This is a genomic window from Rhizobium sp. 01N424 (assembly GCF_056399485.1).
The window spans coordinates 337152-351292 of sequence record NZ_JBFTRK010000004.1 but is presented as its reverse complement, the minus strand read 5'-3'; the positions used below and the strand labels follow the sequence as shown (position 1 = coordinate 351292).

The 14141-nt window shown below is 62.7% G+C and carries 11 protein-coding genes; 8 read left to right on the top strand and 3 right to left on the bottom strand.

What is annotated here, in order from left to right:
• Positions 1–214 precede the first annotated feature (214 nt).
• From tauA to ssuD, 4 genes are all read left to right on the top strand, one after another.
• Positions 215–1222 (top strand): taurine ABC transporter substrate-binding protein, encoded by a 1008-nt coding sequence (tauA, locus tag AC1DNK_RS14320; protein ID WP_112514663.1) that lies wholly within the window; start codon positions 215–217, stop codon positions 1220–1222.
• 64 nt (positions 1223–1286) lie between these two features.
• Positions 1287–2075 carry a taurine ABC transporter ATP-binding protein gene (locus AC1DNK_RS14315; RefSeq protein WP_477941725.1) on the top strand — a complete coding sequence of 263 codons (789 nt, stop codon included), beginning with the start codon at positions 1287–1289 and terminating at the stop codon, positions 2073–2075.
• 44 nt (positions 2076–2119) lie between these two features.
• Positions 2120–2962, top strand: coding sequence for an ABC transporter permease subunit (locus tag AC1DNK_RS14310; protein ID WP_112388540.1), 843 nt, complete (start codon positions 2120–2122; stop codon positions 2960–2962).
• Between the two features lie 16 nt (positions 2963–2978).
• Positions 2979–4130: an FMNH2-dependent alkanesulfonate monooxygenase gene (gene ssuD, locus AC1DNK_RS14305; protein ID WP_477941724.1), complete on the top strand. Its 1152-nt coding sequence runs from the start codon at positions 2979–2981 to the stop codon at positions 4128–4130.
• A gap of 9 nt (positions 4131–4139) precedes the next feature.
• On the opposite strand, the gene AC1DNK_RS14300 is transcribed toward ssuD, so the two are convergent.
• Positions 4140–5039 (bottom strand): LysR family transcriptional regulator, encoded by a 900-nt coding sequence (locus AC1DNK_RS14300; protein ID WP_477941722.1) that lies wholly within the window; start codon positions 5037–5039, stop codon positions 4140–4142.
• 112 nt (positions 5040–5151) lie between these two features.
• Here AC1DNK_RS14300 and hglS point away from each other — a divergent pair, with 112 nt between their 5' ends.
• From hglS to ydiJ, 4 genes are read left to right on the top strand one after another with little or no spacing between them, the layout of a single operon-like run.
• Positions 5152–6546, top strand: a complete 1395-nt coding sequence (gene hglS, locus AC1DNK_RS14295; protein WP_477941721.1) for a 2-oxoadipate dioxygenase/decarboxylase HglS — start codon at positions 5152–5154, stop codon at positions 6544–6546.
• A 46-nt stretch (positions 6547–6592) separates the two neighbouring features.
• Positions 6593–8125, top strand: coding sequence for an L-piperidine-6-carboxylate dehydrogenase (amaB, locus tag AC1DNK_RS14290; protein WP_477941720.1), 1533 nt, complete (start codon positions 6593–6595; stop codon positions 8123–8125).
• A gap of 12 nt (positions 8126–8137) precedes the next feature.
• Positions 8138–9373 (top strand): pyridoxal phosphate-dependent aminotransferase, encoded by a 1236-nt coding sequence (locus tag AC1DNK_RS14285; protein WP_477941718.1) that lies wholly within the window; start codon positions 8138–8140, stop codon positions 9371–9373.
• A 33-nt stretch (positions 9374–9406) separates the two neighbouring features.
• Positions 9407–12436, top strand: a complete 3030-nt coding sequence (gene ydiJ / locus AC1DNK_RS14280; protein ID WP_477941717.1) for a D-2-hydroxyglutarate dehydrogenase YdiJ — start codon at positions 9407–9409, stop codon at positions 12434–12436.
• A gap of 46 nt (positions 12437–12482) precedes the next feature.
• On the opposite strand, the gene AC1DNK_RS14275 is transcribed toward ydiJ, so the two are convergent.
• A complete protein-coding gene (locus tag AC1DNK_RS14275; protein WP_112388547.1) occupies positions 12483–13217 on the bottom strand; it encodes an SDR family oxidoreductase in 735 nt (244 codons plus the stop codon).
• A gap of 51 nt (positions 13218–13268) precedes the next feature.
• The gene (locus tag AC1DNK_RS14270; RefSeq protein ID WP_477941715.1) at positions 13269–14039 is read right to left on the bottom strand and encodes a 2-keto-4-pentenoate hydratase; all 771 of its coding nucleotides are present in this window, start codon (positions 14037–14039) and stop codon (positions 13269–13271) included.
• Positions 14040–14141: the final 102 nt, after the last annotated feature.

Genomic DNA, 14141 nt, shown 5'->3' with positions numbered 1-14141 from the left:
GAGTTTGCAAGCGCTAGCGCCGGCTTCCGGCTGGAGCGGACAGGCCCCTGCCGCTCTCAAGGTAAGTCTCTGCTGCCTGCCTCTGCCCAGCGCGGACTAGTCTTCTCCCTTCCTCCGAAAACTTAGAAAATATAATCTATAAAATAAATATACATTGTGGAAATCTGATTTGGACGTCGCCGCTGTGGCCGACGATGAACATTGAGGGTGGCACATGCGCATCAAAACATTGCTTGGGACGATCGGTCTGGTCGCGTCCTTTATGACCGCCGCACACGCGGATGAAGCCAAGAAGGTTGTTATCGCCTATCAGACCGGCGCCGTTCCGTATCTGGTCGGCATCGCCAACGGCGAACTCGCCAAGCAGACCGGCTGGGACATCGAATTCCGCCGCTTCAACTCCGGCGCCGACATCTTCGCAGCGATCGCGTCCGGCGACGTCCAGCTCGGCGACGTCGGCTCGAGCCCCTATGCTGCCTCGGTCAGCAAGGATCTCGACGTCAAGGGCATCTACATCACCGCTGGCGCTGGCGACAGCGAAGCCCTGGTAGTACGCAACGACATCAAGTCCTCTGCCGATCTCAAGGGCAAGAAGTTCTCCGCAGCCCCGGTTTCGACCGATCACTATCAGCTGCTCGCCTACCTGAAGCAGGAAGGCCTGACCGAGAAGGATGCGCAGGTCATCGCCATGCCGCAGCCGCAGATCGTTGCCGCCTGGAAGCGCGGCGACATCGATGGCGCCTTCGTCTGGGATCCGGCTCTGAGCGAACTGAAGAAGGACGGCAAGGTTCTAGTGACCTCGGGTGAAGTTTCCAAGCGCGGCGCGCCTGTGTTCAGCGCCCTCGTCGTCACCGGCGAGTTCGCCAAGAAGAACCCCGAGTTCCTGACGAAATATGTCGGTCAGCTCGACAAGTACTATGTCGACTTCGCAAAGAACCCGAAAAACTGGGGTCCGTCCTCCGAGAACATCAAGGCGATTGCCAAGCTTCAGGGTGGCACGCCTGAAGAAAATGCCGGCTGGCTGAACACGACCGTGGTCGTCCCCCTCCAGGAACAGGTCACAGCGGCCTGGCTCGGCGAAGGCGACAAGGGCAGCGTCGCCAAGACGCTGAAGGACACCGCGCAGTTCCTCAAGGAACAGAAGAAGATCACGGCGGTGAAGGACAGCTACGCCGGCTTCGTCGATCCGCAGTTCGCGGCAGCGGCTCTCGCTTCGAACTGAGATCATTCTCAGACACAAATGGCGGCCCGATGGGCCGCCATATCTCCTTGTCAGGACTTTCCCCATGCTCGAAGTCAGAAACGCGACCGTGAAGTTCGACGCAGCCGACGGAACCTCCGTCCATGCGCTCGACAACGTCTCCTTCAATATCCCGCAGGATTCCATCGTTGTCGCGCTCGGCGCATCCGGCTGCGGAAAATCCACCCTGCTGAACGCCATTGCCGGCTTCCAGCCGCTGACGGAAGGCGAGATCCTGATCGATGGGACGCCCGTGTCACGCCCAGGTGGCGACCGCGGCGTGGTGTTCCAGAAGGACACCCTGCTTCCCTGGTCGAGCGTTCTCGACAATGTAGCGCTCGGACTGCGCTATCAGGGTGTCGGAAAGAGCGAGCGCCATCAGCGGGCGCGCGAACTACTGAAGCTGGTCGGCCTCTCTGACTTCGAATCCAAGCCTCCCTACGAGCTCTCTGGCGGCATGCGCCAGCGCGTCGGCATCGCGCGGGCATTGGCGACCGATCCGAAGGTGCTATTGATGGACGAACCGTTTGGCGCGCTCGACAGCCTGACGCGGGAAACCATGCAGCAGTTGCTGGCTTCGGTGTGGTCGGAGACCAAAAAGCAGGTGTTCTTCATCACCCATTCGATCGAAGAGGCCCTGACGCTCGGAACCCATATCCTCGTCATGTCGCCGCGCCCCGGCCGGGTCGTGGCACGTTATGAAGCCGGCTTCGTTCGCCAGTTTGCCAGCACCGGTGACATCGGCCCGATCCTCGCCGATCCCCGGTTCGTGGCGCTCCGCGAAGAGATCCGCTCGATCATTCACAAACCCGCGCATGACCGCCGCGCCGCCTGACGGCTGGGGCATGACAGCGAAGACAGGCACCAAGGAATTACCCCATGAGCGTATTGGCAGAGCACTCGACGGCAATAGAAGGCGAAGTCGCCTCGCCGCGCAAACCGCGCAGCCGCACTCCCGCGACCGGCACATTTGCCATCAGCGCCGGCACCCTGCTGGCGCTCGTCCTCGGCTGGGTGATCGCCACCCGCTATCATCTCGCCTCGCCGCTCTTCCTCCCTTCGCCCAGCGAAGTCCTCGTGCAGTTTCAGGCGATCGCCTCTGACGGCTATGCGAACGGCACGCTGACGGAACACATTCTGGCAAGCCTTGGACGCATCAGCGTATCGCTCGCCTTCGGCATTGTCCTTGGCGTCCCGATCGGTCTGATCATGGGCCTTAACCGCTGGGCCAAGGGCGTGCTCAGCGTTCCGATCGACATCTACTGGGGCCTGCCGCCGCTTGCCTATCTACCGCTGCTGATCATTTGGCTCGGCATCGGCGAGTCCTCGAAGATCCTGTTGCTGAGCCTCTCGGCCTTCGCCCCGATCTGTTACGCCGCACAGGCCGGTGTCCGCTCCGTGCCGCAGGAGCGCATCAATGCCGCGCAGTCGCTCGGCGCCAACACCTTCCAGCTCTTCACCACGATCGTGCTTCCTTCGGCCCTTCCGGAAATCCTGACCGGCCTGCGCATCGCAATCGGCGCCACGCTGTCGACGCTGGTAGCGGCCGAACTGATCGCTGCGCAGTCGGGCGTCGGTTACATGATCATGTCGGCTGCCAACTTCCTGGCGACGGACGTCGTCTTCGTCGGCCTGATCGTCATCGCCATCTTCGCCTTCGCCTTCACGGCCGCAATGCGCTTTCTCGAAAAGCAACTTGTGCCCTGGAAGGGTAAACTCTGACATCGGACCGATCGCTATGAGCAAGAATGCAAACCCGCCGCTGAAGATGTTTTGGTACCTGCCGACGCATGGCGACGGCCCCTATCTCGGAAGCGAGGAACGCCACCGTCCGCCGACATTTGGCTACATGCGCGATATCGCCCAGGCCGCAGACCGGCACGGCTTCGAGGGCGTGCTGCTGCCGACCGGCACCTATTGCGAGGATGCCTGGATCACCGCCGCCGCGCTGGTACCGCTGACCGAGCGCCTGCGCTTTCTGGTCGCGCTTCGCCCGGGCAGCGGGACGCCGGCGATGTTTGCCCGCCATGCCGCAGCGCTCGACCGGATTTCGGGCGGCAGAGCGTTGTTCAACGTCGTGACCGGCGCCGACCCCGCCGATCTGGCGGGCGACGGCAACAAGCTCGGCCATGGCGAACGCTATGAACAGACCGACGAGTTCCTTACGATCTGGCGACGGATCCTGTCCGGCGAGGACGCCGATTTCGAAGGAAAATATCTGTCCTCCCATGGCCGCGGCCTGTCGTTCCCGCCGGTCCAGACGCCACACCCGCCGATCTGGTTCGGCGGATCGTCAGACGCAGGCATCGCCGTCGCTGCCAAGCATGCAGACGTCTACTTGAGCTGGGGAGAGCCCGCCGATCTGCTCGCCGAGAAAATCATCAGGGTCAAGGAGCGGGCACTGGCCGAAGGGCGCAAAATCCGCTTCGGCTTGCGCATCCATTTCATCGTTCGTGAGACCGAGGAAAAGGCTTGGGCGGCAGCCGACGATCTGATCAGCCGGGTGACCGACGAACAGGTCGCCGCCGCGCAGAACGAATTCCTCAACGTCTCGCAGTCCGTCGGCCAGAAGCGCATGTCGGCGCTGCATCAGGGGCGCCGCGACAAGCTTGTCGTCGGACCAAACCTCTGGGCCGGCCACGGGCTGGTGCGTGGCGGTGCGGGCACGGCTCTCGTCGGCAGCCCGGAAAATATTGCGGCACGGCTGCGCGAATACCAGGAGATCGGCATCGAGACGATCATCGGCTCCGGCTATCCGCACCTCGAGGAAGCCTTCAATGTTGCCGAACTGCTGTTTCCGCTGATCGGCGTCAAGGGCGAACGGTCCTACGGCGTCGGCGAAGACAACCAGACGTTCGAAAGCGGCCTGCGCTCCAAGCGCCCGGCATAGGACCGGGCGTCACGACAAGGTCGGCGACACTTCCGATAGCAGCCAGTTCTGGAACTGGTCGGCGGCGGGGTGGCTTTGCTTATTTTCCGGCCGCACGACGTAGTAGGCGTTCTCCGTCGGCATGGTGATATCGAGCAGCGTGACGAGCGCTCCCGACTTGAGCTCGTCCTCGATCAGGTAGGTCGGCAAAAGCGCGACGCCGAGGCCTGCCGCCACAGCCGTAACGATCATCGAGAACTGGTCGAGACGGAGGCCGAGATAGGCATTCTCGACCGACGCCTGCTGCATCTGAAACCAGTCTGCCCAGAGCTTCGGCCTGGTGGTCAGATGCAGCAATGGCGCTTGCGACAGGTCTTTCGCCGCGCCGATCTTCAATTGTCCGGCAAGGCTCCGGCTCGCCACCGGCAACACCGTTTCATGGCACAGGAAGGTGGGAACGCCGCCTGCCCAGACCGGCTGGCCGAAATGGATGGCGAGATCGAAACTGTCCTCGCTGAAACTAAAGGGCTTCGACCGGGATTCGATGGTCAGCGCCACATCCTGATGATCGGCGAGAAACCGCCCAAGGCGTGGCACCAGCCATCTGGCGCCGAAGGTCGGAAGCGTCGCGATCTTCAAAGACGCGCGCATCCGCCCGGCCGCCGCCGCTTCGATCATCAGCCGCTCGGAGCGCAACAGCAGGTCCCTCACCTCTGGAAGAAACCGCTGCCCGGCCTCCGAGAGGATGACCCTTTGGCGGACGCGCTCGAAAAGTTTCAATCCCGTCTGCTGCTCCAGATCGGCGATCTGCCGGCTGATGGCGCTTTGCGTCAGGCTCAGCTCTTCGGCCGCGCGCGAGAAATTCTCGTGCCGCGCGGCACATTCGAAGGCCTGCAGCGTGACGATGTCAGGAACGAGGCTTCGGCGCATGGCTATTCCGTTTCCGCATCAAGTTAAACGCATAAGTCACAACATTAACATCAATGGGAGGAGTATATCCCATTTTCAGCATCAAGTGACAAATCCATTTAGGGCCACGCACATGACAAAACACGTCACATCGAGCGACATCCGGTCAGCCTTTTCCGCCGCCATGTCGGCCATGTATCGCAACGAAGTGCCGGCCTATGGCACGCTGATGGACCTCGTTGCCCGCGTCAACGCAGAGGCGCTCGCAAACGAGCCCGATCTCAAGGCACGCCTGGAAGCAACCGACAATCTCGAGCGTATTTCCGAAGAGCGCCACGGCGCCATCCGTCTCGGCACTGCCGGCGAACTGGCGATGATGCGGCGCGTCTTCGCCGTCATGGGCATGTATCCGGTCGGCTACTACGACTTGTCGACCGCGGGTGTTCCCGTTCACTCCACCGCCTTCCGCCCGGTCGGCGATGAAGCGTTGAAGCGCAATCCGTTCCGTGTTTTCACCTCGCTGCTGCGCCTCGATCTGATCGCCGATCAGGAACTGCGCAAAGACGCCGCCCGCATCCTCGAAATGCGCCGGATCTTCACGGCGGGCGCGGTCGAACTGACAGAGAAGGCCGAAACAAACGGCGGCCTGTCGAAGGGCGATGCCGATCGCTTCGTCGCCGAAGTGCTCGAAACCTTCCGCTGGCACGACAAGGCGATCGTCGATGGCGAGATGTATCACCGCCTGCACGACGCACACCGGCTCATTGCCGATGTCGTCTCTTTCAAGGGACCGCATATCAACCACCTGACGCCGCGCACGCTCGATATCGACCGTGTCCAGGCGCTGATGCCTGACTACGACATCGCGCCCAAGGCAATCGTCGAGGGCCCCCCGGCCCGTAGATGCGCGATCCTGCTGCGCCAGACGTCGTTCAAGGCATTGGAGGAAGCAGTCGCCTTCGAAGACGGCAAGGGCGGCTGGCAGACCGGGTCGCATACGGCGCGCTTCGGCGAGATCGAACAGCGCGGCATCGCGCTGACGCCGAAGGGCCGCGGCCTCTACGACACGCTTCTCGACGCTTCCCGCAAGGTGGTTCGCCCGGCCGCCGACGGATCCAACGCCAAGGCCTACGAGGCAGCATTGATCGAAACCTTTAAGGGGTTCCCGGATGACTGGAAGACAATCCGCGCCGAAGGTCTCGGCTATTTCAGCTATTCGCTGACCGAAAAGGGAAGCAAGACGTCCATCCCTGCTGGTTCCGATGTCGATGCACTCATCGCCGACGGCCTGATCCAGTTCGATCCGATCGTCTATGAGGACTTCCTGCCCGTCAGCGCCGCCGGCATCTTCCAGTCGAATCTCGGTGACGGCGCGCAGCAGGACTTCGTGGCAAGCCCGAACCAGCAGCGCTTTGAAGCCGATCTCGGCGCCAAGGTGCTCAACGAATTCGACCATTATGCAGGCATCGAACAGTCGTCCCTCGACGCCTGCCTCAATGCACTGACCAGACGCCCGGCCGCCGAGTAAATTCCGGCCACCGATCCGAGACGTTTCCGAACTGGAGTTCCATCAGATGAATATTGCCGTCAAATCCGTGTCCGTCGCCGAAGAAGCCGTGACCATCCTCGATCGCCTGGGTGTTGCCAAGTCCGCCTACACAGGCGGCGACATGGACGCCTTCTCGCCGGTAACAGGCGAACGCACCGGCCAGCTGAAGACAATCTCACCGGCGAAAGCCGTCGAGGCCATCGACCGCGCCCATGCGGCATTCCAGAAGTGGCGCCTCGTTCCGGCGCCGAAGCGTGGGGAACTCGTTCGTCTGCTCGGTGAGGAGCTACGTGCAGCCAAGGCCGATCTCGGCCGTCTGGTTTCGATCGAAGCCGGCAAGATCCCGTCCGAAGGTCTCGGCGAAGTGCAGGAAATGATCGACATCTGCGATTTCGCCGTCGGTCTTTCCCGTCAGCTCTACGGCCTCACAATTGCCACCGAGCGCCCCGGCCACCGGATGATGGAAACCTGGCATCCGCTCGGCGTCATCGGCATCATCTCCGCCTTCAATTTCCCGGTCGCCGTCTGGGCCTGGAATGCTGCGCTAGCGCTCGTCTGCGGCAACAGCATTGTCTGGAAGCCGTCCGAAAAGACGCCGCTGACGGCTCTGGCATCGCAGGCAATCCTGGAACGCGCCCTTAAGCGCTTCGGTGACGCGCCTGAAGACCTGTCGCAGGTGCTGATCGGCGACCGCACGATCGGCGAAGCGCTGGTCGACCATTCTAAGGTCGCCCTCGTCTCCGCAACCGGCTCGACCCGCATGGGCCGCGAAGTCGGGCCGCGCCTTGCCAAGCGCTTCGCGCGCTCAATCCTCGAACTCGGCGGCAACAATGGCGGCATCGTCTGCCCGTCGGCCGATCTAGACATGGCGCTGCGTGCCATCGCCTTCGGCGCCATGGGCACGGCCGGTCAGCGCTGCACCACACTGCGCCGCCTCTTCGTCCACGACAGCGTCTACGATCAGCTCGTGCCGCGCCTGAAGAAGGCCTATGCGAGCGTCTCGGTCGGCAACCCGCTGGATGGCGCAGCCCTTGTCGGCCCGCTGGTCGACAAGGCAGCCTTCGACGGCATGCAGAGGGCGCTCGGCGAAGCTGCCAAGCATGGTGGCGCGGTTCATGGCGGACAGCGCGTCGATACCGGCAGCGAGAACGCCTATTACGTGAAGCCGGCGCTGGTCGAAATGCCGAAGCATGAGGGACCGGTCCTCGAGGAAACCTTCGCGCCGATCCTCTACGTAATGAAATACAGCGATCTCGACGCCGTCATCGCCGATCACAACGCTGTGGGCGCAGGTCTTTCCTCGTCGATCTTCACGCTTGACATGCGCGAGGCAGAGCGTTTCCTTTCGGTCGAAGGCTCCGATTGCGGCATCGCCAACGTCAACATCGGCACATCTGGTGCGGAAATCGGCGGCGCGTTCGGCGGCGAGAAGGAAACCGGCGGCGGGCGCGAGTCCGGGTCCGATGCCTGGAGAGCCTATATGCGCCGCGCCACCAACACGGTGAACTACTCGAAGGCCCTGCCGCTGGCACAGGGCGTCTCCTTCGACATCGAATAGGGCTCTGAGACCATGACCGTCACCACCGAGATCAAGGAGGCTGGGTTCCGCCCAGCCTCGCGCATCGCCACCGTTGGCGTTTCGAAGATCCTGCAGATCGGCGCCGAGGCGGCGGCGATGAAACGCGACGGCCTGCCGGTCATCATTCTCGGCGCCGGCGAGCCGGATTTCGACACGCCAGATAACGTCAAGCAGGCGGCCAAGGCCGCGATCGATGCAGGCGATACGAAGTACACTGCGCTCGACGGCACGCCGGCCCTAAAAAAGGCCGTCGCCGAGAAATTTCGCCGCGAAAACGGCGTCGATTACGCCATCGACGAAGTAACGGTGGCCACCGGCGCCAAGCAAATTCTCTTCAATGCCTTCATGGCGACACTCGATCCCGGTGACGAGGTCATCATCCCGACGCCCTACTGGACCTCGTATTCGGATATCGTCGAAGTCTGCGGCGGCGTGCCGGTTCTGGTTCCCTGCGATGCGGCGGCCGGATTCCGCCTTCAGGCGGCGCAGCTGGAAGCAGCGATCACGGCGAAGACCCGCTGGGTGCTTCTGAACTCCCCCTCCAACCCATCGGGCGCGGCCTATGCCGCAGCCGACTATCGGCCGCTGATCGACGTTCTGTTGCGCCATCCGCATGTCTGGTTGATGGTCGACGACATGTACGAACACATCGTCTATGACGGTTTCGACTTCGTCACCCCCGTTGCCCTTGAGCCGCGCCTCAAGGAACGGACGCTGACGATCAACGGTGTGTCGAAAGCCTATGCCATGACCGGCTGGCGCATCGGCTATGCCGGCGGCCCGAAGCCGCTGATCAAGGCCATGGCCGTGATCCAGAGCCAGGCGACCTCCTGCCCGAGCTCCGTCAGCCAGGCAGCCGCCGTCGAGGCCCTGAACGGCCCGCAGACATTTCTGAAAGAACGCCAGGAAAGCTTCCAGCGCCGCCGCGATCTGGTCGTCGGCCGGCTGAACACGATCGATGGCCCGGAATGCCGCACACCGGAAGGCGCCTTCTACACCTTCTCGGGATGTGCAGGCATCCTCGGCAGGACGACGCCGAAAGGCAAGCGCATCGAAGCCGATCACGACTTCACCGACTATCTGCTCGAGGAAGCGCATGTCGCGGTCGTGCCGCGTTCGGCCTTCGGTCTGTCGCCGTTCTTCCGGATTTCCTATGCGACATCGGAAGCCGAGCTTGCCGAGGCACTCGACCGCATCGAACGGGCATGCGCGGCTTTGAAGCCCTGATGGAAGCGGTCTAGCGACCTTGGACCGGCACGCATGATCCCGCGCCTCACATCGCACCTTGCTCCGGCATCTCCAGCCGGCTTCTTCGAGCGTCTCGTCGAGGCCGGTTTCAATGGTGATGCCGAGGGCCGGTCGGGCGCCCGCACCGTCTATGCGACCGACAATTCTATCTACCAGCTGGAACCGGCGGGCATCCTGTGTCCGAGGGGTGCCGATGACCTGAAGATCCTGGCGAGGGTACTTAGCGAACCGGCTTTCAGCGGCATGACCATTACCGCACGCGGCGGCGGCACCGGCACAAATGGTCAGTCGCTGACCTCGGGCCTCGTGGTCGATTGCTCGCGGCACATGAACAAGATCCTGGAGATCGACCCGGTCAGGCGCATCGCACGTGTCCAGTCCGGTGTCGTCAAGGACCAGCTGAACCGCGCCCTGAAGCCTTACGGCCTGTTCTTTGCCCCGGAACTCTCGACCTCCAACCGGGCAACGATCGGCGGCATGGTTTCCACCGATGCCTGCGGACAGGGCTCCTGCCTCTATGGCAAGACCTCCAACCACGTTGTCGGCCTGCGCATCGTGCTGGCCGACGGTTCCGAATGGTGGTCGCGCGCGCTCAGCGAAACGGCGCTTGCCGAGATTCTTCAACGCCAGGACAGGATCGGCGAGATCCACCGGACCGTCGATGGCATCGCGCGGGAAAAGCGCGAGCGGATCGAGGCGGTCTTTCCGAAGCTCAACCGCTACATGACCGGCTACGATCTGGCGCATATCCGCCAGCCGGATGGCCGCTTCGATCTGAATGCCATCCTCTGCGGGTCCGAAGGCACGCTGGCGATGATTGCCGAGGCGGAGCTCAATCTGCTGCCGCTCCCGGCCCATGCCGCATTGATCAATATCCGCTACAACGATTTCAATGCGGCGCTGGAAGATGCCCGGACGCTGACGGCGCTGAAGGTCGCGTCCGTCGAAACCGTCGACGAGAAGGTGCTCGGGCTCGCGAAGACGGATATCGTCTGGAACGACATGGGCCAGTTCTTTCCCGATGACGCGGCCTCCCCTGCCAACGGTATCAACATCGTCGAGATCCTGGCGGATGACGAAACCGAACTGGAGCGGAAGCTTGGCGAGGTGACCGCCGCGTTCGGCAACGCCAACCCGGATCGCCTCGGCCACACGATCGCACGCCAGCATCGCGACATCGAGGCAATCTGGACGATGCGTAAACGCGCCGTCGGCCTGCTCGGCAATGTTGACGGGCCGGTGCGCCCGGTTCCGTTCGTCGAAGACACCGCCGTTCCGCCGGAGAATCTGGCCGCCTATATCCGCGAATTTCGCGCGCTGCTTGATAGCGCCGGGCTGTCCTACGGGATGTTCGGCCATGTCGATGCAGGCGTTCTGCATGTACGCCCGGCGCTCGACCTCACACGCGATGATCACACCCCGCTCGTCCGGGAGATCAGCGATGCCGTCGTCGCCCTGACGAAGAAATATGGCGGCGTTCTCTGGGGCGAGCACGGCAAGGGCGTGCGGTCGGAATATGTTCCCGAATTCTTCGGCGATCTCTATCCTTGCCTGCAGCAAATCAAGCGGGCCTTCGATCCTCAGAACAAGCTGAATCCCGGCAAGATCGCCGCGCCGTCAGTCGAGCCCCTCCTGAAGATCGACGGCGTGCCCCTGCGCGGCGGCGTCGATCGTGCCATTGGCAACGAGATCAGAGCCGCCTTCGACAATGCCGCCTATTGCAACGGGAACGGCGCCTGTTTCGATTTCGACGAAACGAGCCCCATGTGCCCCTCCTACAAGGCGACGCGTGACCGGCGTTTTTCGCCGAAGGGCCGGGCGGCGCTGATGCGCGAGTGGCTGAGGCTGCTGGCGGACAAGAGCATCGACCCGCGCGCCGAGGCAAAACGTCTGCGCCGCGGCAGTTCGCTCGCAACCCTGCCGAAGCGGATCTTCAACTCGCTCGATCCGCGCAACCGCGACGACTTTTCGCACGAAGTCCGCGAAGCCATGGATACCTGCCTCGCCTGCAAGGCCTGCACCGGGCAGTGTCCGGTCAAGGTCAGCGTGCCGGCCTTCCGCTCGAAATTCCTCGAACTCTACTACAGCAGGTATGCGCGCCCGCTGAAGGACCTGCTTGTGGCCGCGATCGAGACGTCACTGCCCTGGATGGCGCAGGCGCGGCCGCTCTACAATCTGATGGCAGGCACCGAAGCAGGCAGACACGTGATGCGGCTTTCCGGTTTGACGGCGCTGCCGCTGCTGCCGCCCCGGCCGCTCAAAGCCGAAGCCCGAAGGCTCGGCGTAGCCGTTGCCACGCAAGAGCTGATCGAAGGCCTGCCGGAGCAGGAGAAGAAGCGCGCCGTGGTCTTCGTCGCCGACGCATTCACAGCCCATTTCGATCCGGGCGTTGCGCTTTCGGCAATCAGTCTGGCGCGAAAAATGGGGCTGATCCCCTATCTCGCCGAAGGCAAGCAGAACGGCAAGGCGATTCATGTCCACGGATATCTCGGCCGCTTCGAGGCGAATGCAACAAAGACAGCCCGATATCTGCAAGACCTCGCTGCCGCCGGCGCCACACTGGTGGGCCTCGACCCGTCGATGACGCTTGTCTATCGCAGCGAATACAAGGGATTATGGGGCAACGGCGTGGAGGCAACGGTACTGCTGCCGCAGGAATGGTTAGCTGCCAATCTCGACAGGCTCTCAGCCCAACCCCAAAAATCGGCCTCACCCGTCTACAGCCTGCTCCCCCACTGCACCGAGCGCAGCAATGCACCGTCGGCGACGGCTCAGTGGAAGACTGTCTTCAAGGCGCTTGGCATCCCCCTTGAAATTGCCAGTACCGGCTGCTGCGGCATGGCCGGCACATTCGGCCACGAGGTCCGCAACCGTGCCACGTCCGAAGCGCTCTATGCCATGAGCTGGAGCAGCCACATTGCCGGCACGTCTTCCGAAACGGTGCCGATGGCGACCGGATATTCCTGCCGCTCCCAGGTCAAAGCCATCGACACCAAGTCGATCCCCCATCCGCTGGCGATTATCGACGCTCTCACCGGCTGAACGGCAGAAGGCCGCAATCGCAGGATTGCGGCCTTCTGCATTTCATTCAGATCGACCAGAGAGCGCCACCGTCGCAGGCAACCGCCTGGCCGGTGATGTAGCTTGCACGATCGGAGGCGAGGAAGGTCGCGAGGGCGGCGAATTCTTCCGGGCGGCCGATGCGGCCCATCGGGATCATCTTGCTGACCTTTTCAAGGTCGAGCTTCGCCTCGGCCAGCCGCTCCGTCATCGTGTAACCCGGCATCAGCGCATTGACGGTGATGCCGCTTGCGGCGAATTCACGGCTCAGCGTCTTCGTCAAACCATGCAACCCGGCGCGCAGCGCGTTCGAGATCGTGAAGTTGTTGATCGGCTCCTTGGCGGCGATCGATGTCACCAGAAGGATGCGGCCCCATTGGCGCTCGCGCATGCCCGGCATCGCCGCAGCGATGGCGTCGGTTGCGCTGACGAACAAGCCCTCGAAGGCGTTGCGCCAGTCGTCCGAACCGATGTTTTCGAAGGGCATGGTCGGCGGACCGCCGGTATTGACCACGAGAATATCGACCTTTCCGAGCTTGGCCGCAGCCTGCTCGACCACCTGCCGTCCGGCCGCGGGCTGCCGCAGATCGGCGGGCAGGGCGACGACCCCGAGACGCTCTGCTGCGTCATCCAGCCGGGCTGCATCGCGGGCGCAGATGGCAACCTTTGCACCTTCGGCAACGAGTTCCCTGGCAATCGCAAATCCGAGCCCTTTGGAAGCGCCCATGACGAGGGCAGACTTGCCGCTCAAACCAAAATCCATTTTACAGCCTTCCTATTACGTCATTCAAAATCGAAGCACGGTTGCCGGGGGTCACCTGCCGCTGACTTCGACGCTACCGATACCGGAAATGTCGAACCGGTAGCTGAATGGTCCCGACGGGAACCGCGTCGTGACGATGCTGCCGGTCATTACCAGATCACCCTTGCGCAAGATCCTGCCGCTGGCGGCAAGATGATTGGCGAGCCACGCCAAGGGCACATAGGGATGTCCGAGAACATCGGCACCCATGCCGCGGGCAATCTCTTCGCCGTTATGATAGGCGATGCCTTCTGCGCCATCGAGACCTTCAGGCGGCGGGGTGAATGTACCAACCACGATCCCGGCGTTCCAGGAATTGTCAGCGATCAGCGTTCCGCAATGCAGCACGCTATAATCGGCATGGCGGTCTTCCACCAGCTCGATCGCAGCCGCAACCGCATCGACAGCAGCGCCGGCGCTCTCGGGCGTGAACGGCGTGGCGCCCGGCAGCAAGTCCTGGCCGAGCCGTACGCAGATTTCGAACTCAAGGCCGAGATGGTGATAGTCGGAAAGCTTCAGCTGCGCTCCCGTCGATCTGACGCGGCTGGAGAAGATGGTGCCCTGGATCGGCTGATCGATACCGCACATCGCCTGCATGCGCTTCGATGTCAGGCCGATCTTGTAGCCCGCAGTCTCTTCGCCACCACGGATCGCCGCGATATAGGCGTCCTGCACCCGATAGGCATCTTCGAGGTCGTTTATCCCGTCGATCCTGTGAAACTTCGTGCTGCTGCGATGTTCGGCAACAAGCTGGCCGGCAATATCGGCGATCGTCTCTGTCAATAGTCATCCTCCCGTTATGAACGGACTGGCAATCACAATTTCCAAGGCAGTGCGCGCGCCTTCCGCGGCACACCGGAAGGAGACCGGCCCAGCTGTCCGTTT

Coding starts and splice junctions, on each gene's coding strand:
- tauA (WP_112514663.1), top strand. CDS start 215: ATGCGCATCAAAACATTGCTTGGGACGATCGGTCTGGTCGCGTCCTTT.
- AC1DNK_RS14315 (WP_477941725.1), top strand. CDS start 1,287: ATGCTCGAAGTCAGAAACGCGACCGTGAAGTTCGACGCAGCCGACGGA.
- AC1DNK_RS14310 (WP_112388540.1), top strand. CDS start 2,120: ATGAGCGTATTGGCAGAGCACTCGACGGCAATAGAAGGCGAAGTCGCC.
- ssuD (WP_477941724.1), top strand. CDS start 2,979: ATGAGCAAGAATGCAAACCCGCCGCTGAAGATGTTTTGGTACCTGCCG.
- AC1DNK_RS14300 (WP_477941722.1), bottom strand. CDS start 5,039: ATGCGCCGAAGCCTCGTTCCTGACATCGTCACGCTGCAGGCCTTCGAA.
- hglS (WP_477941721.1), top strand. CDS start 5,152: ATGACAAAACACGTCACATCGAGCGACATCCGGTCAGCCTTTTCCGCC.
- amaB (WP_477941720.1), top strand. CDS start 6,593: ATGAATATTGCCGTCAAATCCGTGTCCGTCGCCGAAGAAGCCGTGACC.
- AC1DNK_RS14285 (WP_477941718.1), top strand. CDS start 8,138: ATGACCGTCACCACCGAGATCAAGGAGGCTGGGTTCCGCCCAGCCTCG.
- ydiJ (WP_477941717.1), top strand. CDS start 9,407: ATGATCCCGCGCCTCACATCGCACCTTGCTCCGGCATCTCCAGCCGGC.
- AC1DNK_RS14275 (WP_112388547.1), bottom strand. CDS start 13,217: ATGGATTTTGGTTTGAGCGGCAAGTCTGCCCTCGTCATGGGCGCTTCC.